The sequence below is a fragment of the Bacillus sp. ME78 genome (genome assembly GCF_903970865.1).
Taxonomy (GTDB): domain Bacteria; phylum Bacillota; class Bacilli; order Bacillales; family Bacillaceae_G; genus Bacillus_A; species Bacillus_A cereus.
In genome coordinates this window covers 25,466-49,268 of the sequence record NZ_CAJCKK010000016.1, presented here as the reverse complement: position 1 = coordinate 49,268, position 23,803 = coordinate 25,466, and the positions used below count along the sequence as shown (strand labels likewise).

The following is a 23,803-nucleotide window of genomic DNA, read 5'->3' as shown; positions in this document are numbered from 1 at the left end:
AAAAAGGAGAGAATTTATTATGTCAACAATTATTGATGTTTATGCTCGCGAAGTCCTTGACTCTCGTGGTAACCCAACTGTAGAAGTAGAAGTTTACACAGAAAGCGGCGCTTTCGGACGCGCTATCGTACCAAGTGGTGCATCTACTGGTGAGCACGAAGCAGTAGAATTACGTGACGGTGACAAATCTCGTTACCTTGGTAAAGGTGTTGTTAACGCAGTAAACAACGTTAACGAAATTATCGCTCCAGAAATCGCTGGTTTCGATGTAACTGACCAAGCTGGTATCGACCGTGCTATGATCGAATTAGATGGCACTCCAAACAAAGGTAAACTAGGCGCTAACGCTATCCTTGGTGTATCTATGGCAGTAGCTCACGCAGCAGCTGACTTCGTAGGTCTTCCATTATACCGTTACCTTGGTGGATTCAATGCAAAACAATTACCAACTCCAATGATGAACATCATCAACGGTGGTTCTCACGCTGATAACAACGTTGACTTCCAAGAGTTCATGATCTTACCAGTTGGTGCTCCAACATTCAAAGAATCAATCCGTATGGGTGCTGAAGTATTCCATGCACTTAAAGCTGTATTACATGACAAAGGTCTTAACACTGCAGTAGGTGACGAAGGTGGATTCGCTCCAAACCTTGGTTCTAACCGTGAAGCTCTAGAAGTAATCATCGAAGCTATCGAAAAAGCTGGTTACAAAGCTGGCGAGAACGTATTCTTAGGAATGGACGTTGCTTCTTCTGAGTTCTACAACAAAGAAACTGGTAAATATGACCTTGCAGGCGAAGGCCGTACTGGCTTAACTTCTGCAGAAATGGTTGATTTCTACGAAGAGCTTTGCAAAGACTTCCCAATCATCTCTATCGAAGATGGTTTAGACGAAAACGACTGGGATGGTCACAAATTATTAACTGAGCGTATCGGTGATAAAGTACAATTAGTTGGTGACGATTTATTCGTAACTAACACTCAAAAACTTGCTGAAGGTATCGAAAAAGGTATCTCTAACTCAATCTTAATTAAAGTTAACCAAATCGGTACTTTAACTGAGACTTTCGAAGCTATCGAAATGGCTAAACGTGCTGGTTACACAGCAGTTGTATCTCACCGTTCTGGTGAAACTGAAGATGCTACAATCGCTGACATCGCAGTTGCAACTAACGCTGGCCAAATCAAAACTGGTTCTATGAGCCGTACTGACCGTATTGCTAAGTACAACCAATTATTACGCATCGAAGACGAACTAGGCGAAATCGCTGTTTACGATGGTATCAAATCTTTCTATAACATCAAACGATAATTGTAGAAAATAAATGACAGACCGTGAGAAATCACGGTCTGTTTTTTTATGTTAAAATTGTTCACCTGTCATAAGTGACATGAAATGTTTGAAGAAGCGGTTATAATCAAAATCAATTGCTATTTGATGACTCGGCCAATCAATAAATGGTTTAGGTTCTCCTAAAGAGCGAAATTCTCCAATGCTTGCCCCTTGTGCATAAGATTCTGTCATGACAACGATAGGTGATTTGTGATAGGTAAACATAGAGTTATCAAGTAAAGCGAGTATTGGCATTGTGTCATGGAAGGGGCTGCCCTTTAAATGTGGTAGGGCGTCTTTATAATATCCGTAGTAATAATGATCGAATAACGGTTTGACAAGTGGGGCTTTTCCTTTGGCCTCAATGTATTCGGCCATTTCTGGTGTAATGATGGAATATTGGGTGACGTTTAATGGGTATATGTACATGTTAGCTGCGGATTGAAGGACTATATTAGCTGCAGTAGGGTCACCATAAAAGTTTGCTTCGGAAATAGGGGTAACATTACCAGGATGTAAAAAGGCACCGCCCATTACGTAGTAGGATTTAACTTGCTCCATTAATTGTTTACATACGATAAATAAAATTGCTAGGGAGGTAAGTCTTCCTAAGCTCACAATAATTAATTCATCTTTATACTGTTCAATAAGAGGAATAACTTCAAAAAAATTCTCCATTTCTTCGTTAGTTACATTCACCTTTGGAATAATTGGCCCGAGCCCTTGTTTCCCGTGTACATCTGTAAAAAAAGCAGGAGGAGCACCAGTAATTGGACGTTCTGATCCACCAAAGATTTTGATATTTCTACCCTTTACTTCGCTTGTAAGAAAATGAGCATTTTCTACGGACATTTTTTTTGGAACATTGCCATAATCAGCAACGATACCGACGATTTCTATTTCATTGATAAAGAATGCTAAGAGGAGAGCCATCGTATCATCAATCCCAGGATCACAAAAAATGAGAACTTTTTTGGGCATATGTTCACCACCTATCTTGTTTATCCCGTACAAACCCGCTTGGTGAGGAATGATCAATGGGGATGAGGAAACCCTCAATGATTAAAGTTTCACTTTATATATATGTAAGTTTAAGGATAAAAAGATTATTTTATTGAAATAACAGTCTTATAAATTCAGAAAATAAAAACTTTTTATATTAGGTCAAGGTTTTTGACATAATTTTTGTTTGAAAATGCAGTCATATCAAGGTTGTAAGCGTGTAACATAGGCTGTTTTTGCTGTCAAGTTGATAAATTGCAGCTTTTTACAATTTATACTATGATAAAGATATTAACAGAAGATCGTATAAACATGAGGGATGATGAACATGAAATTTACAAAGATTCTTGTCCAAATTGCTGCTCTTTACGTGTTTTATATGGTTGGAACTTGGGTGCAAGAAATGTTAAACATTCCAATTCCAGGAAGTTTGATTGGGATGTTCCTCTTACTTGTTTTACTTAGCCTAAAAGTTCTTCCAGTGAAATGGTTCGATTTAGGAGCAGAAACACTCGTTGCTATTATGCCGTTTTTATTAATTCCGCCAACGCTTGGCCTAATGAATTACGGTGCTTTTTTTATGAGTAAAGGAATTTCTCTTTTCATTACAGTTGTAGCGAGTACATTTTTAATTATTATTGTCGCAGGACATACAGGACAATATCTTGCGAATAGGAAGGAAAGAGAGTCGCGATGAGCCAAATATTAATCGGAATCGGTTGGGTTCTTTTTACGGTGCTATTATATCAATTATCTAAAAAAATCTATAAATTATTTCCAACACCATTCACCATTCCAATGCTTGTAGCAACAGGATTAATGGCTTTCCTATTTATCGTGCTTGATATACCATATCAACATTATATGGAAAGTGGTGGTGGCTGGATTGCAAAGCTACTTGGACCCGGTGTTGTAGCATTTGCAATTCCTCTTTATAAACAACGTCATGTTCTGCAAAAATATGTTGTACCAATTGCTGGTGGGGTATTAGTAGGTACAACAGTCGCGATCGCTAGTGATTTTGCTATTGCTTCACTTATGGGAACAGATAAAAGCTTAATCTTATCGTCTTTACCAAAATCGGTGACAATGCCAGTTGCGATGAGCGTTTCTGAACAAGTTGGTGGTGTACCTTCCTTAACAGCAGCTTTCGTTGTTATCGCAGGTATTACTGGAACAATTACAGGACCTCTCTTATTGAAATGGAGCCGTGTTACAAACTCAGTTGGTAAAGGTATCGGATTCGGATGTGCTTCTCATATTATGGGTGTTATGAGAGCAATGAAAAATAACGAACATGAAGGTGTTATTGGATCGGTAACAATGACATTAACAGCAATTTTGACATGTTTACTTGGACCGTTATTTGCAATGATGTTTATGTAATAGAAGAAAAGCGAGGGCAACTCTATAGCTCTCGCTTTTCTATAGGATTTATGCTACAGTTACAATAACTGAATCTTTGTAGGAGGTACGCCAAGTGCATACGTTATTATCCGTTTTACTTATTACTGTATCGATTTTAATGATTGTTATGGTACTTATGCAGTCTAGTAATAGCTCAGGCCTTTCAGGTGCAATTTCAGGCGGTGCAGAGCAATTATTTGGTAAGCAAAAAGCACGTGGAATTGAAGCAGTATTAAACCGTATTACAATTGTTTTAGCTGTATTGTTCTTTGTATTAACAATTGCTGTTACGTACTTAAACTTATAGAATTGAAAGAAGAAGCGTTAGTAAGATGTACTAATGGTTCTTCTTTTTTGTTTTGCCATTTGAAAGATGTTTCTAATTAGATTATAGAAATGTAAATATGGTACACTAGATATAGAAAGAATACGACTAGATTACAGAAGAGAAAGAGGAGAAGTACATGATGAAATTAGCATCTCCGAAACCATTTACATTTGAGGGTGGAGACCGCGCTGTTTTATTACTACATGGATTCACAGGGAACTCAGCTGATGTACGTATGTTAGGGCGTTTCTTAGAAAAGAAAGGCTATACTTGTCATGCACCAATTTATAAAGGGCACGGTGTACCACCAGAAGAGCTTGTTCATACAGGCCCTACAGATTGGTGGCAAGATGTAACGGAGGCATATCAGCTTTTAAAAGATAAAGGTTTTGAGAAAATTGCTGTTGTTGGATTGTCACTTGGCGGCGTATTTTCTTTAAAATTAGGTTATACAGTACCGGTTTTAGGTGTAGTACCAATGTGTGCACCGATGTATATTAAGAGCGAAGAAACGATGTACCAAGGTATATTGGCATATGCCCGCGAATATAAAAAACGTGAGCAAAAATCACCAGAACAAATTGAACAAGAAATGTTGGAATTCCAAAAGACACCGATGAATACATTAAAAGCATTACAACAATTAATTGCTGACGTACGTAACAATGTGGATATGATTTATGCACCAACATTTGTTGTACAAGCACGTCATGACGAAATGATTAATACAGATAGTGCTAACATTATTTATAACGGTGTAGAATCTACGTTAAAAGACATTAAATGGTATGAAGACTCTACGCATGTCATTACACTTGATAAACAACGTGACGAGCTACATGAGGATGTATATAACTTCTTGGAGCAACTAGATTGGTAAGATCTAGTTGCCTCTTTTTTTCATAAGGAATTTTTTGTGAAAACTGTAAAAATCATAAGGGGAGTATTGAAGTTTCGCTTTATACATCCCCTATCTTTCGGATACACTAAATAATATAAGGTTTTAAAGGAGGTATTTTTGCTTGGAAGAAATCACACAAGAACATATTGATAAGTTGTTATTATTTATGAGAGAAGAAGCGTATAAACCGCTAACGATACAAGAGTTAGAAGAGGCATTTGGAATTGAAGGTTCTGAGGGCTTTAAAGATTTTGTAAAGGCACTTGTAATGATGGAAGAGAAGGGACTTGTTATTCGTACACGTAGCAACCGTTACGGTCTTCCTGAAAAGATGAATTTAGTAAGAGGTAAGTTAATTGGACATGCACGTGGTTTTGCATTCGTTGTACCAGATGAGAAGAAAACGGGAGACGATGATCTTTTCATCCCGCCTACAGAATTAAACGGTGCACTTCATGGCGATACAGTATTAGCACGTCTTAGTTCTCAATCGAGCGGTTCACGTCAAGAAGGTTCAATTGTACGCATTTTAGAGCGTGGAACGAAAGAACTTGTTGGTACATATACAGAATCGAAAAACTTTGGATTTGTTATACCTGACAATAAGCGCTGGACGAGTGATATCTTTATCTTGAAAAGTGCATCAATGGGTGCTGTAGAAGGTCATAAGGTAGTTGTGAAAATTACGAGCTACCCAGAAAACCGTTTAAGTGCAGAAGGTGAAGTTATTCAAATTCTAGGTCATAAAAATGATCCAGGAGTAGATATTTTATCTGTCATTCATAAACATCATTTACCTTTAGCATTCCCTGAAGAAGTGATGGAGCATGCAAACAGTGTACCAGAAACGATTTCAGAAGAAGATTTAAAAGATCGCCGTGATTTACGTGATCAAATGATCGTAACGATTGATGGTGCAGATGCGAAAGATTTAGATGACGCTGTTACAGTAACGAAGCTTGAGAACGGCAATTACAAGCTAGGCGTTCACATTGCGGATGTAAGTCATTACGTTCAAGAAGGTTCTCCAATTGATGTAGAAGCAGCGGAAAGAGCGACAAGTGTGTATCTTGTTGACCGTGTAATTCCAATGATTCCACATCGTCTATCTAACGGTATTTGCTCATTAAATCCGAAAGTAGACCGTCTGACATTATCTTGTGAAATGGAAATCAACAACTTAGGTGATGTTGTTAAACACGAGATTTTCCAAAGTGTGATTAAAACGACAGAGCGTATGACGTATGCTGACGTAAGAAGCATTTTAGAAGATGAGGACGAAGAGTTAATTAAGCGTTATGAGCCATTAGTACCGATGTTTAAAGAGATGGGGCAATTGGCACAAATTCTACGTGAAAAACGTATGCGCCGTGGTGCAATTGACTTTGACTTTAAAGAAGCGAAAGTATTAGTAGATGAAGAAGGAAAACCGACTGATGTTGTTATGCGCGATCGCTCTGTATCAGAGAAGTTAATTGAAGAATTTATGCTTGTTGCGAATGAAACAGTAGCAGAGCACTTCCACTGGATGAACGTACCGTTTATGTACCGTGTCCATGAAGATCCGAAAGAAGATAAGCTTGAGCGTTTCTTCGAGTTTGTAACGAACTTCGGATATGCGGTAAAAGGACGTGCGAATGAAGTGCATCCTCGTGCGCTGCAACAAATTCTTGAAATGGTTCAAGGACAGCCAGAAGAAGTAGTTATTTCAACAGTTATGCTTCGTTCTATGAAGCAAGCTCGTTACGATGCGGATAGTTTAGGACATTTCGGTTTATCAACTGAGTTCTACACACATTTCACATCACCAATTCGTCGTTACCCAGATACAATTGTTCATAGATTAATTCGTGAATACATTATTAATGGTAAAGTCGACAATGAAACGCAAGCAAAATGGCGTGAAAAATTACCTGAGATTGCAGAGCACTCTTCTAATATGGAACGCCGTGCTGTTGAAGCAGAGCGTGAAACAGATGAGATGAAAAAAGCAGAGTATATGGTTGATAAGATCGGTGAAGAGTATGACGGTATGATTAGCTCTGTAACAAACTTCGGTTTATTCGTAGAGCTTCCAAATACAATTGAAGGTCTTGTACACGTTAGTTATTTAACGGATGATTACTACCGTTATGACGAGCAACATTTCGCTATGATCGGAGAACGTACAGGAAACGTATTCCGCATCGGTGATGAAATTACAATTCGCGTTATTAACGTAAATAAAGACGAGCGTGCAATCGACTTTGAAATCGTTGGCATGAAAGGTACGCCTCGTCGTAAGTTCAAAGATCGTCCAGTCGTTATCGAGCAGCCAAGAACAGGCAGAAAGAAACGCGGTGGACGTAGCGAGCGCAGTAATGAGCGCGGCGGTGAACGTGGCACAGGTAGAAAATTTGACCGTGGTGGCAAAGGAAAAGGAAGAGGATCCGCATCTGCATCCACATCCGCATCCGCAAGTCAGCCAGGGAAAAAAGATGGTAACGGCAAGAAGAAAAAAGGATTTTTCGAAAACGTACCAGGATTCAAGAAGAAAAAGAAAAAGCGTAAGTAAGAAAAGAGTGGCTTCGCTTTGATGAAAAGCGGGGCCGTTTTCTTTTTTCTTCGTGGCTTGAGAGCGAGCCACTTTCGCTTTTTGATGGAATCCAGCTACAGTGGCTAGAATGTTTGGCGGCTTCGCTTCTTCCCCAGAGGCAAAGAGCGCCTCAAGGTCAGAAGCTCCATCCACCTCACATTCTGAACGAGCCACTTTCGCTTTTTGTATAATCCAGCTACAGTGGCTAGAATCTGTTGGCCATTTCACTCCCTCGGACGAAGCAAAAAGCGCTTCTCTGTCGGGAGTTCCAATGTCCAAAGATTCTAAGCGAGCCACTTTCGCTTTTTGTTTACATTTGTTACAATAGTAAAAATAGAGGAGGGACGTTATATGCCAAAGGGTACAGGTAAGGTTATTGCACAAAATAAAAAAGCGTTTCATGATTATTTCATCGAAGAAACATACGAAGCAGGGCTTGTCCTTCAAGGAACGGAAATTAAGTCGATTCGCGCTGGTCGCGTGAACTTGAAAGATGCGTTTGCACGTGTACATAATGGTGAAGTATGGGTTCATAATATGCACATTAATACATACGAACAAGGGAATCGTTTCAACCATGATCCACTTCGTACGAGAAAATTACTTCTTCATAAAAAAGAAATTGATAAGCTAGCGGGCGCTGCAAAAGAAACAGGTTACGCATTAGTTCCACTTAGAATCTATTTGAAAAATGGATTTGCAAAAATGGCACTTGGTTTAGCAAAAGGTAAGAAACAATACGATAAACGTCACGATTTAAAAGAGAAAGAAGCAAAACGTGAAATTGCACGCGTGTTCCGTGATCGCCAAAAGATGTAATACAGATATTTACATTTGTAAAACGGCGCGCGTATGATATAATAACTTATGTAAGGTTGTTGCACATTGAAAAACAGCTCTTAGTAGCTATCACGATATTTTCTTCGTATGCTCCATTTTTATCATGGGGACGTTACGGATTCGACAGGGATAGTTCGAGCTTAGGTTGCGAGTCGAGGGGATCGGCCTCGTTAAAACGTCAAAGCCTATAATTGGCAAACAAAACAATCTTTCTTTAGCTGCTTAATTGCACTAAAGGTTCCTCCCTCCATCGTCCATGTGGTAGGGTAAGGGACTCAAACTAAGTGGACTACGCCGGAGTTCGCCGTCTGAGGGCGAAGGAAGAGAACAATCAGACTAGCAACTTGGAAGCCTGTCGATAGGCCGAAGAGTTCGCGAAATGCTAATATATCGACTACACTCGTAGAAGCTTAAGTGCCGATATTTTTGGACGTGGGTTCGACTCCCACCGTCTCCACCAATACATATTTGGTGGTTTTTTTATTTTTGTGTGTAATTTAAACCATAAGTTGGCCATTTTGGACAACTTATGGTTTTATTTATATTAGGTCAGTTTATGGTTTATTGGTTCCGTTGTGGATTTAAAATAAAGTCGCGATGTTTAAAACAAAGTCACGATGTTTATAAAAATGTTGCGAAGCTTCACCCCTTTTGGCTAACCCTTTATCTAAATAAAGGGGTGTTTTATCGTGCGTGAAAAGATTATTCCGTTAAAGGGCCATATTGTTGAGAACTTGATTTCAAGATAATATAAATGCATATAGTTATGTATTAAATTTTCTTATGCGAAAAAAAAAGGCGGGTGACTTATGGCATATCATTTTGGATTGAAGGTACTTGAGGGCAAAAGAGGATTGAAGTTAACACGAGAAAAATATGCAATTATTAATAATAAAAGCTCATTCAGAGTTCATTTTTCTAGGGATATTTATACTGATGAAGAAGGTAAGATATACACGGAACAATGGTGTGAAAAACAACTTAAGGACTGTTTAGAGAATTTTGATTTAAATATGGAATATTTCTCTTTATTAAATCACAGCGAATTTTGTAAAGAAATAGAAGAGTTTCTTGAACGGAATAGTCAATTCACTGAGGTGTATGATCTTAATTTGTATGATGGAAAAGCAGGTTATTACATAATGATACTTGATGAATATTCACAAGTGTACATTGGTACAACGAATGATATTAATAGACGTATTAGACAGCATTGGTCGAATAGCAAATCTTTTGATCTCCTTCTATTTCCAATGGGTAATGTTGATTCCTCGATACTTTCAATTGATAGTTTTCGTGCTCTTGATACTACCAGAATTTATGCGTATGGAACAAACAAAACGTTTAGTAGTGAGGACAACTTCATAAATCAATTTTCAGCTAAATTCGTATGTAATAGGATGGCTGGTGGAAAAGTTACTGGCGGTTTACTTCAGGCAATAACAATGATGAAAAAGCGAAATTTAAAAAGATAAATATTTGTTCGTAACAATAGAGTTGTTTCAAAGATTTCAACAATCGGGCGCGATTGTTGAAGATTAAAGGTAGAAAATGATCAATCTTTTTTATAAAAACCAAGCTTAAATCCGCTGGAGAAGAATCCATTTTGATCAATCTTTCTTCAAAATGGATTCTTTTTATTTATCGTAAAACTTGGGATTGCGAGGTATTTTTGATCAAACTTTATTTCAAAGCTACATCCGTTTGGGGAAAGTTTTTAAATGTTAATTTCTAGAATATATAAACTTTCGGGAATTAAACGGGGATAATGGGAGGAGTTATAAATATGATTCTAGGAGAAATAACAGGAACAGATTGGGCATTTATTGCCACATTTTTTTTTACAGCTTGCGCGGGTATAATGGCACAATATGCTTCCCACCATTTCACAAAAAAACGAGAAGAGGAAAAATATTTAAAAGAATGTTATCAAAATCTGTATTCCCCAATTTTATATGAAGTAACAAAGTACATAGATATAGAAACCGTGTATAAGGGAGATATGTTAAAGGATAAATTTGAAAAGGAAACAGTTTTTGAAGGAATCAAAAAACATATTCAATTAAATTTAAAATATGCCCCAATTGAATTAATTCGTGCGTATGATGCGGTGAGAAGGAGCGAAATATACGAAGATTTTAAAGGTGATGAAGAATTACTTGCAAAAGCGGATTTATGTTTTACTTTTTTAGAGGAATTAAATTTTTTAAACGTGAAGCTGGATATGAACTATAGTTATGAGGAGATTTTAAAATATAGAATCTATTATAGTCTTTGGATTTTTGTATATGAGTACTCTGATTTCAATTTAGCTAATAATGTATTAAAGCATAAATGGACGTTTAATCAAGAAGAGTTCACTGAAGAACTAGTAGTGGAGATTGTTCAATTAATAAAGAAGGATAAGTCTGAAAGAGTTTCAACAATGAAGTATTTCATAAATAATCTTTTAGTTCGTATAATTGCAGAAAAAAATAAAGATGCATTCCAACCTACTGAAGATTTGCATCAATTGTTACTTGAATTTATTAAAATGGAATTGAATTATGATTTGGTACAGTCTTGGAATCAAGAATTAAAATTATAAAAAATAAACAGAATTGGTTATAAAGAGAAGTATAAGGTATCCTTCTCTTTTTTAGTGTATTTAATAGGTATGTTTATATCAAAAAGATGATATGTGTGGGTAGGAATTCGTTATTGAATGGGACATAGAATAAAAAGATACTTTCATATAGAAGGTATCTAAGTTTTAACTAGACAGAAAAGAGACCGTAATTGGTACGGCCTCAAAGTGTTATGTATTATATTGAAAATTAATTTGAATTTCAAATTTTTGATTTGATGAATCCAAAATTTCTATCCACCATCCATCAACAGGAATGTCGTCGTAACCATCAGAATATCTTTGGCCATTAAATTTTTCAACCAATGAAAAGCTGTAAGCATGGTCTTTCTGTAATATAATATTTCTAACATCTCGACGATTATTTTTGTTACCATTCATTATATATTCTCTAAGTGCTTCATGGTTGTATTTGGAGAAAAGGTTGCTCCCATATACATTATCTTCGATTTTAAAAAAAGTAACTGAGTTATTTTTCTCCATCATACCCCCAAAAACTTCGGCATGGTTTTTATTTTTAAAAATAATTTTTTTAATTCCATTAGTTGAGTTTCGAGCAATAACTGTTAAATCTATATGGATTTGACATTGAGTTTTGTCATTATGGGGAAAATATCTCCATGATGCATTATCGTAGTAAACATCTAAGCTAGGAGTAGGATCCTTTTTAAAAAATACATTATAAATTGTTGTACCAGTATTAATAACACCAAGAGTTAATCCAGCAATTGCAATAAAAGTTGTAACAGACAAATTTAGGCCCCCTAAAAAATAGTTATAGTACTTAATTTGCTATGATGTTGAAAATGTTAATGAATTTCATTAATTTAATAAAAGGATTATAAGATATAAAACAACGCAAAAAGGCACCTTAAAAAGGTACCTTTTTTGATGAGCCTGACGGGAATCGAACCCGTACGTCCAAGGACACCCGCTTGCAAGGCGGGCGCGTCTGCCAGTTCCGCCACAGGAATTTTATAATATCATATTTTTTGAATTTTGTAAACATTTATTCCCTTTTAGATTATAAAAAGAAATGATTATTTAACAAGATAAATTTAACTTTTTATTGGTTTAATGTGTCGAAGTTGCTAATTTATTGTAAAATTATTACTATGGAATATTGATATTTGAATGAATATTTTTTGGGGGAGATTAAATTTGTTAACTCATGCTACACTTAGAAATATCTTTAAACAGGATTTTGAAAAATTCTTTAGATCTTATCAAGTTCCTGGGCGCTCTGTACGTATTATTCCAGAAGCTGGACAGGATAGATATACACCTATTCAGAATATGATAAAAGAAGAGTTAGAATCTGGAGAACATTTCTCTGAGGAGAATGTTGATACCTTTATGTATCAACAATTATTTTATTCAACAAATAACTGGCATTATGTGTACCAAAATAATGAATGTGTATTTAATAAGGATACGCCATTAGAAGATATTATTTCTTTATTAGAAAGCAGACCGGAGCTTCAATATAATAGACTACTTATTAGTGATATTGAAACTGACAAATATTCATTATGTACAACTAGAATAGAAAGTAATAACTATAATCTGAAGAGTATCAATTTTATAATTAAAATTGGGAATGTAGAATTGAATTCGGAAAAATACAATTTTTTCTCAGCTATTACTATTGATATGGAACATAATTTAGTTATTATTAGATTTAATCAAAATTTATTGGATAATTTTGGATCGGACCCGTTAGATGTTCTTACTCATTTGAAAGATTTATTGAATGGTTTCGTGCAACAAGGTGAAGAAATTAATCCGTTTGAACCATTAGGTTTAAATATTATAGGGTTTAATGAAGAAGTACCAAAAAAAATTATCTCGTCACTGTTTAAAGAACTGAGTTCTGAAGCTGAAGACATTTTAAATGCGCGTGTTCCAGAGAATACGGATAATGACATAAGGGGATTCTTAGTAGAAAAAGGTCTTCCTAGTGAAGAGGATTATATTCAGCAAATAAAATCTGTAATTTATCAAGATATTTCTCAAACGTGTGCAAATACAATATTTGCAAATGGGTGGGTTTTTAGATTTGTTTTTCGAGAAGGGCAATTAACCCGTGCCTCTTCTAGAACAGATGATAGAAGTCCTATATATGGATCCAAAGTATATTGGCATTTAAAAGAGCTTATTTTTAAGAGTGATGAAATGTATGAAGCGGGCTTTTTATGGTATTTAGAGAATCCAGAAAATACAGAAGAACCGAAATATGTTGAAGTACGATTAGAGTCGCGAAGTGACTCTTTGATTTTACATTATTACCATAAAATGAGAAATCCAGATAGAAAGGAGAAAGAAGATTTTGTATTACGAAAAATTAACTCATATTTTTAAAATAACAGATCTTCAGGATTTATTCCCTCAAATTTCAGTTGATGAGTTTGACCAATTCATTAGATCGGAACAATCAAAAAATGGAAAATATATAAGTCCATATAAATTTGCTCTAGAACAGAATATAACCGTAAATGAAAGTGTAAAGTTTTTTATGTATTTTACAGGTGATCAAGGGATTTTTGATATTGTTTCTTACGCAGAATGTTCTAGACCGTCCTGCTTTAATAACAGAATTTATTTTGATATTGATAGTATAGATGATCAAATATTTTGTGAAGAATGTGGGAAAATTTATTCATTTGATACTATAAAGAGACATATTAAAATTTTATTTAGACTCAAAGAATCAATAAAAATTCCAGACAAAGTCCAAAGGATTTCTCGTAAGGATCCAAGCTCAACATATGAGGCTCTAAGGGAGTTGCCACCACATTTAAAGGGAGAATCCCCTTCATCTTTAAATAATAATGCCCCGACAGGTGATGAGGGGGATGAAATGAGTGTAGGAGTTGATTTAGAGGTGGTTTTAGAAAGTGCACAAGAGGATGGAATGCCTATTATACCAACTGTTGAGAAGTTTAAAAATAAGATAAGATCATTGGCAGGTTAACAAGTATGAAGAAAGTTTTGAATAGAACTAGCTTTATTTTTGGTTTATTAATGGGGAGTTTTATTTCGATATTTATAGTAATGTTTATTTTACGTGATAAGTTTGAAAAACCGTGGGATACAATTTGGACTAGTTCTTTAGGTTTTATTGGTACAGTGATAGGAAGCTGTATAGGTGGGTTAGTTGCTTATCGTGTTGCTGTGGAGCAGGTAAACGCCCAAGTTAAAAATGAGGAAGATAAACAAAAAGGTCTTCAGGATAGATTGGGAAATAGAATCCAAGGTGAGCTACAGAATAATGCGGAGTTTGTTGAGAAACTAAAAGAACTTCTTGTAGAAATGAAGGATGATTTTGAGGAATTGTCTAAGGAGATTTCAAAAGAAAATCCGGAAATTTTAGAAGGGATTATTGTGCTTATATCACAAATAGAAACAGACTTATTACTACAACTTCGCTCGGAATTATTTGATATAAGGTATGTTGATTTGCATAAAAAGATAGAGGTATTGGATAAGATAAAGAAAAATGCTGAAAATTTACAAAAACAGAAAGTACCAATGTATATTGCTATTACACTAAAAAGATTATTGAAACTTTCAGAAGAGTACACTCAATTACATAGCATATAGCGTATATTGGTTAAGCAAAAAAGAGACCGTAGAATATTGATATATGGTCTCTTTTAATTTTGATTATCTTTTAAATAGATTCTTTTTGTTCATCCAAAAATATATTTATATAAGATACTGTTAATCAATTTTTGCTTGCGTATATATCCATCATGGTTTTATTGTAATGTTTGGCCACTTTAAAATCTAGTTGTATTGACTTTTGGAAACTTTTATCCAATAAATGGGTGCTTGGTGTATGTGCAAGCATATGTACTTGATAGTCATATATCATTCTACAAAATCTATGCGTCCAATCATCTAGAGATAAATTTAAAGAGTGATCAATGATATTATTTGATATTTTAAAACTAGGATCGGAAATACCTTTGAAACTTCTTCCAGATTCATTGATGAATATAGCACCTTTCCCATCATCAGGTGATAGAGTATTTTCATTTACATAATCATTATTCTTATAAAAATCTTGATCCATTTCTATGGCAAGGCGATTATTAAAGATAGGCTGTATAAACTGAGCAGGGGTATATAAAATATCCTTTTTTAAGATTTTGCTTTTAATTTTCTCACTACCGGTAACAAGGTCCCCCGCTATGACTAAAGGTGAGTCATTGTTTTCTTTAACATATGTAGGGTTTGAAAGATATGGAAAACCTAGATTCTTTGAAAATAGGAAATCCGTGGATAAGTTAAAAAAGTAGTATTCATTTATCCTAAATCCAAAACAAGTTGGTGAATGCTGAAAAGCCAATGTATCTGTTCCTATAAAATTTATCCCATCCGTAACGTCATTATAACGATAGATGGCAAGCATTCTATCTTTTGCACCTAAACGTTTAGCTATAGCAAATTTTGGAGTTATACCTGTTATATTTTTGTTTAAAAAATAGTATCCAAGCCAAAGTCCAATACGAATTTTATCGAACCAATCGAGTAAAGTGTCGATTTCTCCTATATTAATGGTATCCTTATTTAATAGCTTCTCAATAACTAATTTGGTGTTATCCTCCAAGTCTGAAAAATCCGAATTGCACTTAGAGCATGCAGGAAATTGAAAGGAATTAAAGCTAAATTTTCGTAGGAAACTATCAGGATTTTCAAACCATTTAGCTTGTTTAGGAAAGTCGATACCTAAGTTAACCTGCCTATTAGGATCTCCAGTAAGACGCATTAACCATTGAGGAACGATGTGCTCTTTACTCTTACCAGTAATCTTTTCTCCACAAAATACACAGTTTTTTTTCATAAAATATCTCCTTATATGTTTATATAGTATATATTTTATCATTTATCTTTCTTTTTTGTTTTACATAACATTCGAAAAGAAAATTGGATGTTTACGTTAAAATATAGTAACGGTGTTTTTCAATGCTTTGAAGTGTGAAAAAAGTTAATTACAGTTATATTAACTTTTATTTGAAATTGGGATTGAATTTTTTCATAAAAATAGGTTGCTAAAAATAATGGAGAAATCTATTTTGATTAAACTTAAAATAAGAGCTACTCATGCATCAAATTCTTAGGGCTTGCATAAAAAAGATATTCTTGAAATTTTCGGTCAATATACGGTTAAGTCTTTGGATAGTTGTCTATATTTTTAATAATAGCATTAAAGGAGGTAACTAATTGTCGCATCATTTGATCAGAAGTCGATTATACGGTTTATGTCCAAAAAGAAGAGATACCCCATTTGTAGAATCCTTGTCGAGTTATCTTATTAGACTAGCGGAAACGCATGCTGTTCATTTTGGGGAGTTATTGGCTTACGAGATAGCGCCTATATTAGGGAAACAATATTTGTTAAACAGTATAGATAGGGGCGGAAATCGTTTTTATGATGGTGCAAGAACAATTAATGGTACTGAAAAAAATGCAAAAGATATGGTAACTGCTTTAGAACGTCTTACAGGTACAGGAAACTTAGAAGAGTTAACTTTATCAAAGTTTAGAAGGATTTTTCCTTCTAGGGGCTTAATAAGAAAGAATTTGGCTTGGTGCCCTGAATGTTTGAAAGAGTTCATGGAGATGGATTCTTTGTACTATCCATTAATCTGGTGTATGACAGCTTACAGTGTATGTACAAATCATAAAATTTATTTAAATGAAGAATGCCCTACTTGTAATAAATTAATTCCATTTTTGCATAGAAAGAGTAGGGTTGGTATATGCCCTTATTGTCAATCGAAACTTTTTAAACCACTTAATACCCTCCAATTTATAGACCACAAAGATTATTGTATTTCCCAAAGTGTAGAAAACTTTTTTAAAGACGAAAGCAAAGGAAATAAATTTAGACTCTATTCGTTATATGAGAATTTATCCTCTATCCTTCATGTCAGTTTTGATGGAAATTTAAAGCAGTTTGCTAATTACATAGGTGTTCCAAAAACAACAGCTTGGGGATGGCTAAATAAAGAAGTTATTCCACCGCTAAATAAGATTTTAGACATTGCTTATACTTTAAAGATTCCAGCCCAAGTATTGTACACAGATCATAAAGAGGTACAGATAACACCTAATATATTATTTAGTGATATAAATCAAGCAATAAAAAAAAGAGAAAAATTTATATTAAGTAAGGAAGAAGTTAGTACTTATCTTAGTGAAACAGAAAAGGAACAGTTTGGTGTAAAGGCAATAGCTGATATTGCAAAAGACTTAAAATGTAGCACGAAATTTCTTTATACTAACTTTCCTGAAGAGTGTAAGAAAATTTCAAACCGTAATTATCAAATAAAAACTGAAGAAAAATTTCTGTATCTGTCTACTTTAAAAGAGCAGATACAAGAAGTCTGTTATAACTATTTTTCACAAGGTGTTTTTCCTACTAGAAAATTATTAGAGGAAGAATTAAACTTACCATTCCTTTTTAAAAATCGTCCAATGAAAGAGTATTTCTATCAAGTGCGTTTAGAAATAGAAAAACAATTCATTATTCCGAAGGGGAGAATATATGTTACAAGAGGCTGAATTTATTAAGTGGTGTAAGGAAAAAGGATTGTCTGTCCCTGCACAAGATCTAATTAATAAGATTAGAACATCTCCGCCTAGTAGAAAGGTACAAAGCGGACGAGGGAATGTATCAGGTTTTTATCCCAGCAGAAAAATGGGGATGACTATTCAATTTGAAAGCCATAAGGTTGAGCTAAATGCAATATATAAAATGGAATATGATTCTTCAGTTTTAGAATACTATGACCAACCTAATACAGTTTTTTTGGAGTATATGTCTAAGAATAATCGTAAGGTTTCGGTTAATTCTACTCCAGATTTTTTCGTTATAAGAGAAAATGAGGCCGGATGGGAAGAGTGGAAAACAGAAGAAGAACTTTTAAAATTAAGTCAACAATCTCCTAATAGATATGTTAAAGATTTAGATGGAAATTGGAGATGCCCACCAGGAGAAAAATTTGCAAATAAATTTGGTTTGAAGTTTTATTTAAGGAGTTCTAAAGAAATTAATTTGAGTTTTTCTAGAAATATTCAAATACTTGAGGACTACATAAATGTATCAGAGTGCCTAGAAATAGATGAACAGAAAATAAAATTAATTCGAGACATTCTATCTTCAAAATATGGTATTACAATTGAGGATATTTTGAAATCTTATAGTACTTTAACTATAGATGACATTTATAATATGATTGCTCAAAATCATATTTATGTTGATTTATACAAGTATGTTTTAATTGAACATCATGAGGTCCCTTTGTTTTTAAATAAAGATTTATCAAAGATATATGAAATGACTTTTGCTGAAAATACTAATAGTGAAGAAGTATATAGGCTAACATCTACTCGTCTTAAACAAGGTACTAGGTTAATATGGGATGGAAAAATATACTGCGTTATAAATATCGGAAGTAATAATATATCGTTGGTAGATGAAGAAGATGTTTTAGTTAACGTTTCTCAAAAAAATTTTAAAATCCTTAATGAGAGAGGTGCTATTCAATTTCTAGACCAGAGTAATAGCGCAGACGAACAACAGGAATATAAGGAAATTTTATTAGAAGGCGCTTCTCCAAAAGATATTGAAGAAGCGTATGGTCGATATGAGTTGTTGAAGGCTCATAATCAAGGTGCTGAAAATACTGAATACAGTGATAGGACTATAAGAAGATGGGAAAAATCGTTTGAAGAAGCTGAAAGATTATATGGTAATGGTTTTTTAGGTTTGATACCACAAAAGAAACATAGAGGAAATAGGGTGTCGAAAATTGATAAGGTTGTTCAGGACTTAATAAAAGAGGTTATAGAAAAACACTATCATAACATTAAGCAGTTGAATGTAAGAGCTATATATAGTTTGTTTGAAGAGAAATGTAAGAGGAAAGATTTTAGTATTCCTAGTTATGTAACATTCACGAAATACGTTAATAGCTACTCAAACTATGAAACAGTAAAAAGTAGGAAAGGTAAAAGAGCTGCTTATCCAATGGAGCATTGGTATCTAGAGATACATACTCCTAAACATGGTGATATACCTTTTGGAATTGCACATATTGATCATACAGAATTAGATATTGAGCTTGTATTGATGGATGGGAAAGAAAGAATCACTCGTAGACCATATCTTACGTTATTAATGGACGCATATTGCAGGAGGATTTTAGCGCATTATATAACTTTTGATCCACCGAGTCATCGTTCAATTATGATGGTTTTACGAGAATGTGTAAGAAGAAATTTCCGATTACCCAATAACATTGTAGTTGATGGTGGAAAAGAATTTCATAGCTTATATTTTGATGTATTATGTGCTCAAAATAGGATAATAAAAAAGAAAAGACCACCGGCTAAAGCTAGATTTGGAAGTGTTATAGAACGTTTATTTGGAACAACTAACTCTTCTTTTATACACAATTTGCAAGGAAATACCCAGCTGACAAAAGAGGTAAGAGTTGTTACGAAGAGTACAAATCCGAAAAACTCTGCAATTTGGACATTAGAAAAGTTAAATACTTTGTTTTATGAGTGGATTGAGCACTATGAAAATACGTTACATGCTGGATTAGGAATAGCACCTAAAAAACAGTTTGAGCTAGGAATTGCATTAGGAGGAGAGAGAGAAATGAATTTTATTTCATATGATCAGAGCTTCATCTTATCAACTCTTCCATCTACGCCTAGAGGAAAAGGTTTAGTTCAGCCAGGTAAAGGAGTTGTGTTTAATAATGTTTGGTATTGGAATGAAGAGTTTAAAAATCCAAAAACGGAAAAAACAAAGGTTGATTTAAAGTATGATCCTTTTAACGTTGGAATTTTATATGCATATGTAAATAAGAGGTGGATTAAATGCATATCAGAATACCATTATCTTCTTGATGGGAAAACACATAAACAGCTGCAATGTATTACGGAAGAAATTAGATATAAATTAAATATTAAAGGAAGAGTAAATTTGAAACACATAGCAAGTTTTATAACAACAATTGAAAATCATGAGAAAGTAATGAATCAAGCTTTAATAGAGAAAGAAAACCGAAAATCTCGTATTACTTTTGAAGAAATTGGATTGGAAGAGAATATAGCTGCTCAAAAATCCAATTTTGATTCAAGAAAAATTGATGTGAATAATATTCCAAACTTCAAAGTCATTGAAGACTAAAAATATTAATGAAGAGGGGTGGGGAATTTGGTTGAAAATATGTTACCTACAGGGCAACAAACTTTAGAAGAGAAAGTAAATAAGTTTAAAAGAGTAAAGATAATCCATCCTAAAATGAATCAAGTAATGTCGGAACTTAAATCATTGATAGAGAAACCTTCTGGTAATGAAATTATTATGGTTTTGGGACCATCGGGTGTTGGGAAATCAACGCTTATAGAGGAATTAAAAAAAGAAATTATAAATAACTTATTTGATGAATTAGAGAAGGAGAGGTCTATTCTTCCTTTTGTATCTATAGAACTTATATCTCCTGATAGTGGTATTTTTAATTGGAAGGATTTTTACGTAAGAGTACTGCGAGCTATGGAAGAGCCATTAATTGAAAAGAAAATTATATATGAAAATAATAGCGAACCAAAAAAGAGGGATAAGGTAACAGTGGGACAGGGACATTATTTAACTTCTCCGGCGCTAAGAAGGTCATTAGAAAATGCTTTTTATTATCGGAAACCAAAAGTGTTTATTGTTGATGAAGCTCAGCATTTTACTAAAGTGCCATCAGCAAGAAAGTATTTGGATCAGCTAGACTCACTTAAATCATTATCTAATCTAACAAAAGTTCCACAATTACTAGTTGGTACATACGAACTTAAGAACTTTGTAAATTTAAATGGGCAACTAGCGAGAAGAACCTTTGACATACATTTCCCTAGGTATGACATATCTAATGAACAAGATTTCATCAATTATTTAGGTGTTATTAAAGGTCTTTTTGAATATCTTCCTATAGAAACATCATCTTCATTATTGGAAAATTGGGATTATTTATACGAAAGAACAGTAGGCTGTGTAGGGATATTAAAGGATTGGTTAACAAGAGCGCTGAGGTTAGCTTTAGAAAATAATGAGAAGTCATTAAAAATTCAACATCTCAGAAATACGGCTCTTTCTATAAATAAGGTATCTAAACTTGTTGATGAACTTTCACAGGGAGAGGCTTGTTTCATAGAGAATTCAGATAAGATATTGGATGTAAGGATAAAGTTAGGCCTCGATAATGAAAATGTAAATCAAAAGGGTAATTCGAAGAAAAAGAATGTTGGTATTAGAAATCCTAAAAGAGATAAAGTAGGCGGAATGAAGGATGAATAATATTAAAATATTTGAAGAAAAACAAGCTGCTTATTCATTTTCGAAAAGGAGTGAGTTTTATGCCTTGGAACCTATAGGAATTGGAACAAATAGGGTAGAAGGGCTAGTAAGTTATTTAAGAAGGTTAGCGGATGCTCATAATGTAACATTACATGCCTTAGTTTCTTATATAATTAAATTACATCCAAATCAATCAGTACACCCAAAGCATACCTATTATCCGATACTGAGGAATGGTATGAGTAAAACGATGGGGCTCGTTGTAGAATCGCTGGAAGAACTAAGGTTAATTACTAACCCAAAAAATATGACAATGTTACCATGGGAAAATGTAATGAGTTATTCAAAGTTATTTACAAAAGAAAAAAAATGGTGTCCAATTTGTTTAGAGGAATGGAAAAATAATGGAATAAAGTGTTATGAGCCATTAGTATGGGGGATAAATTTATTAAATATTTGTTCTCAGCACAATGTAAAGTTACATCAGTTCTGTTCAAATGTAGAATGTAGGGCTTCTCAGTCGTCACATCATGAAAAACTACCAATAGAATATTGTCAAATTTGTAATCAATGGCTTGGTATCAATAAAAATTTAGAATTAAAATTTGTTAACAAGGATATAGAAAAATGGAATGTATGGGTTGCTGATAACTTAGGAGAAATGGTAATTAAAATTTCTAATCTAAAAATACCTAAAAATAATCAAGTATATTGCATTATAGATAAGTGGATACAGGATTTTTTTCAAGGAGATAGAAGGCGTTTTTGTTATGAAATACAAATTGACAATAATAGGCTTCAGCTAATTGAACGCGGAAAATATAGATTATCATTAAACTCTCTTCTATTATTAAGTTATCGGACAAAATTAAAATTAAATGATTTATTTTATTATGGTATAGAATCTTGAAAAGGCTAATTTTTGTTTATTTAGGTCATTATATGGTTAAATAATTGGTTTTTGAACATTATATGGTTAATAAGAATTAAGATATGTTATGAAATTTATTAAATACAAGCTGATAATTGGCCAATTTATGATTTAAATATTGGTCATTATATAGTTTAAGTTACATTGTGATATGAACCATAATTTTGCCAGATTGGCGAGGTTATGGTTCTTTTTGTTTGTGGCAAATTTATGGTTCTAAAAATAGAATGTATCTAATTTCTTGGTTCTTTCAATTACATCATCAATGCATCTTGTGTGTTATCCCTTAACTATCACAATTTTATCCAGTAAAAGCCCGATTGGTGAGGACTGATAATCAGTGGGGGATAAACATCTCTATTCAATTGATAATTCGCTTTATTATAATCTTCATATGTTTTGTGTTTTTATCCATACCTATTGTAAGATTATATAGAGTTCTCCTAATAAACTGTTTTAATGGATTATTTAGGAGTTTTAAATTTATAAATCTTAAATTGTTTTTTGGGGATAATTTTTTATCTAAATAAGTTATATTGAAGTAGAGGTGAACCATCGGTGAAGCAGGTGTTGGTGATTAAAAATGAACGGTCTTCAGCAAAGAAAATTGTAAGCGGTCTAACGCAAGAAGGCTATTTCATTTTAAAACTTCACAATGAAAACCAAGGTTTAAATATAATATATGAACAAGATTGGGATATTATCATATTGGATTGGGACTCATTAAGTATATCGGGACCAGAAATTTGCAGACAAATACGACTTGTTAAAACCACACCGATCATTATTGTGACCGACAATATTTCTAGTAAGGATTGCATAGCAGGGCTACAAGCAGGAGCAGATGATTATATAAGAAAACCATTTGTGAAAGAAGAATTAGTAGCAAGGGTTCAAGCAATTTTAAGGAGAAGTGACTATATCCAGCAAAATGAGATGAAATTTTTTCAGTTTAAAGATCTCTTTGTTGATGCATCTAGCAATATTGTGAAAAAAGGTGGCGAAAATCTCTCACTTACTAAGCGCGAGTATGATTTACTTGTATTTTTAATCAAAAACAAAAACACAATATTGAGCCGTGAGATGCTTTTGAATCAAGTTTGGGGATATAACGTAGTAGTAAATCCAAATGTAGTAGATTTATATATTGGGTATGTAAGAAAAAAGTTAAAGTGCGAGAAGAAAGACAGATATATTCAAACGATACATGGCAGAGGCTATTCAATGATTGACTGATAAAAATAAGATAATAAAAAAATGAGTAAAACTATTTCATTCAGTTTTACTCTTTTTTTTATTAAATGTGATAATCAAATAGTTTCTGAGAAGTATTAAAAGATGTAAAAAAATATTTCTATCAGGCAATGGATTATGAAAACATTAGCAATTAATGAGCATCTTTTGGGTAGTGTGGAGGGGACGATTCTAGCTCGCATTAGTTGAGACCAGATCTAATGAAAGTGTCTACTCGAAAAAAATCGACACGCT

The 23,803-nt window shown here is 33.8% G+C and carries 20 protein-coding genes and 1 other RNA gene; 18 read left to right on the top strand and 3 right to left on the bottom strand.

Going from position 1 to position 23,803, the window contains the following annotated elements; genetic code table 11:
- Positions 1–19: 19 nt before the first annotated feature.
- Positions 20–1,315, top strand: a complete 1,296-nt coding sequence (gene eno / locus H6481_RS17840) for a phosphopyruvate hydratase (RefSeq protein ID WP_000103951.1) — start codon at positions 20–22, stop codon at positions 1,313–1,315.
- Positions 1,316–1,366: 51 nt separating this feature from the next.
- Here the strand turns inward: eno and H6481_RS17835 are convergent, their stop codons facing one another.
- Complete coding sequence (locus tag H6481_RS17835) at positions 1,367–2,317, bottom strand: nucleoside hydrolase (RefSeq protein WP_071731512.1); 951 nt, start codon at positions 2,315–2,317, stop codon at positions 1,367–1,369.
- A 349-nt stretch (positions 2,318–2,666) separates the two neighbouring features.
- On the opposite strand from H6481_RS17835, the gene H6481_RS17830 reads away from it, so the two are divergent.
- The 9 genes from H6481_RS17830 to H6481_RS17790 all read left to right on the top strand — a co-directional run bounded on the left by H6481_RS17830 (position 2,667) and on the right by H6481_RS17790 (position 10,976).
- Positions 2,667–3,035: a CidA/LrgA family holin-like protein gene (locus tag H6481_RS17830; RefSeq protein WP_000673222.1), complete on the top strand. Its 369-nt coding sequence runs from the start codon at positions 2,667–2,669 to the stop codon at positions 3,033–3,035.
- Positions 3,032–3,724 (top strand): LrgB family protein, encoded by a 693-nt coding sequence (locus H6481_RS17825; RefSeq protein WP_000078304.1) that lies wholly within the window; start codon positions 3,032–3,034, stop codon positions 3,722–3,724. The genes H6481_RS17830 and H6481_RS17825 overlap by 4 nt, the downstream gene beginning before the upstream one ends.
- 94 nt (positions 3,725–3,818) lie before the next feature.
- The gene (gene secG, locus H6481_RS17820; RefSeq protein WP_000557266.1) at positions 3,819–4,052 is read left to right on the top strand and encodes a preprotein translocase subunit SecG; all 234 of its coding nucleotides are present in this window, start codon (positions 3,819–3,821) and stop codon (positions 4,050–4,052) included.
- Between the two features lie 160 nt (positions 4,053–4,212).
- Positions 4,213–4,953, top strand: coding sequence for a carboxylesterase (gene estA, locus H6481_RS17815; protein ID WP_000761986.1), 741 nt, complete (start codon positions 4,213–4,215; stop codon positions 4,951–4,953).
- 142 nt (positions 4,954–5,095) lie between these two features.
- Entirely contained in the window at positions 5,096–7,528 is a 2,433-nt protein-coding gene (gene rnr / locus H6481_RS17810; RefSeq protein ID WP_063538040.1) for a ribonuclease R, read from the top strand.
- Between the two features lie 372 nt (positions 7,529–7,900).
- Positions 7,901–8,368, top strand: coding sequence for an SsrA-binding protein (gene smpB, locus H6481_RS17805; protein ID WP_001123920.1), 468 nt, complete (start codon positions 7,901–7,903; stop codon positions 8,366–8,368).
- A 126-nt stretch (positions 8,369–8,494) separates the two neighbouring features.
- Positions 8,495–8,849: a transfer-messenger RNA gene (gene ssrA / locus H6481_RS17800) on the top strand.
- 349 nt (positions 8,850–9,198) lie between these two features.
- Positions 9,199–9,864 (top strand): GIY-YIG nuclease family protein, encoded by a 666-nt coding sequence (locus H6481_RS17795; RefSeq protein ID WP_182812544.1) that lies wholly within the window; start codon positions 9,199–9,201, stop codon positions 9,862–9,864.
- Between the two features lie 311 nt (positions 9,865–10,175).
- Positions 10,176–10,976, top strand: a complete 801-nt coding sequence (locus H6481_RS17790; RefSeq protein ID WP_182812541.1) for a hypothetical protein — start codon at positions 10,176–10,178, stop codon at positions 10,974–10,976.
- A gap of 210 nt (positions 10,977–11,186) precedes the next feature.
- On the opposite strand, the gene H6481_RS17785 is transcribed toward H6481_RS17790, so the two are convergent.
- The gene (locus H6481_RS17785) at positions 11,187–11,768 is read right to left on the bottom strand and encodes a hypothetical protein (protein ID WP_182812538.1); all 582 of its coding nucleotides are present in this window, start codon (positions 11,766–11,768) and stop codon (positions 11,187–11,189) included.
- A 408-nt stretch (positions 11,769–12,176) separates the two neighbouring features.
- Between H6481_RS17785 and H6481_RS17780 the strand changes: the two genes are divergently transcribed.
- The 3 genes from H6481_RS17780 to H6481_RS17770 are packed head-to-tail and all read left to right on the top strand — an operon-like array spanning position 12,177 to position 14,618.
- Complete coding sequence (locus tag H6481_RS17780; RefSeq protein ID WP_182812535.1) at positions 12,177–13,376, top strand: hypothetical protein; 1,200 nt, start codon at positions 12,177–12,179, stop codon at positions 13,374–13,376.
- Positions 13,345–13,989: a hypothetical protein gene (locus H6481_RS17775; RefSeq protein WP_182812532.1), complete on the top strand. Its 645-nt coding sequence runs from the start codon at positions 13,345–13,347 to the stop codon at positions 13,987–13,989. Before H6481_RS17780 ends, H6481_RS17775 begins: the two co-directional genes overlap by 32 nt.
- Before the next feature lie 5 nt (positions 13,990–13,994).
- Positions 13,995–14,618 carry a hypothetical protein gene (locus H6481_RS17770; protein WP_182812529.1) on the top strand — a complete coding sequence of 208 codons (624 nt, stop codon included), beginning with the start codon at positions 13,995–13,997 and terminating at the stop codon, positions 14,616–14,618.
- A 124-nt stretch (positions 14,619–14,742) separates the two neighbouring features.
- Here the strand turns inward: H6481_RS17770 and H6481_RS17765 are convergent, their stop codons facing one another.
- Positions 14,743–15,864 (bottom strand): hypothetical protein, encoded by a 1,122-nt coding sequence (locus H6481_RS17765; protein ID WP_182812527.1) that lies wholly within the window; start codon positions 15,862–15,864, stop codon positions 14,743–14,745.
- 380 nt (positions 15,865–16,244) lie between these two features.
- On the opposite strand from H6481_RS17765, the gene H6481_RS17760 reads away from it, so the two are divergent.
- From H6481_RS17760 to H6481_RS17740, 5 genes are all read left to right on the top strand, one after another.
- A complete protein-coding gene (locus H6481_RS17760; protein ID WP_182812524.1) occupies positions 16,245–17,588 on the top strand; it encodes a TniQ family protein in 1,344 nt (447 codons plus the stop codon).
- Positions 17,572–20,229 (top strand): Mu transposase C-terminal domain-containing protein, encoded by a 2,658-nt coding sequence (locus tag H6481_RS17755; protein ID WP_182812521.1) that lies wholly within the window; start codon positions 17,572–17,574, stop codon positions 20,227–20,229. The genes H6481_RS17760 and H6481_RS17755 overlap by 17 nt, the downstream gene beginning before the upstream one ends.
- 27 nt (positions 20,230–20,256) lie before the next feature.
- The gene (locus tag H6481_RS17750) at positions 20,257–21,384 is read left to right on the top strand and encodes a TniB family NTP-binding protein (RefSeq protein WP_259347373.1); all 1,128 of its coding nucleotides are present in this window, start codon (positions 20,257–20,259) and stop codon (positions 21,382–21,384) included.
- Positions 21,377–22,294 (top strand): TniQ family protein, encoded by a 918-nt coding sequence (locus H6481_RS17745; protein ID WP_182812518.1) that lies wholly within the window; start codon positions 21,377–21,379, stop codon positions 22,292–22,294. Before H6481_RS17750 ends, H6481_RS17745 begins: the two co-directional genes overlap by 8 nt.
- A 579-nt stretch (positions 22,295–22,873) precedes the next feature.
- Complete coding sequence (locus tag H6481_RS17740; protein WP_025118102.1) at positions 22,874–23,551, top strand: response regulator transcription factor; 678 nt, start codon at positions 22,874–22,876, stop codon at positions 23,549–23,551.
- The last annotated feature ends 252 nt before the right edge of the window (positions 23,552–23,803 follow it).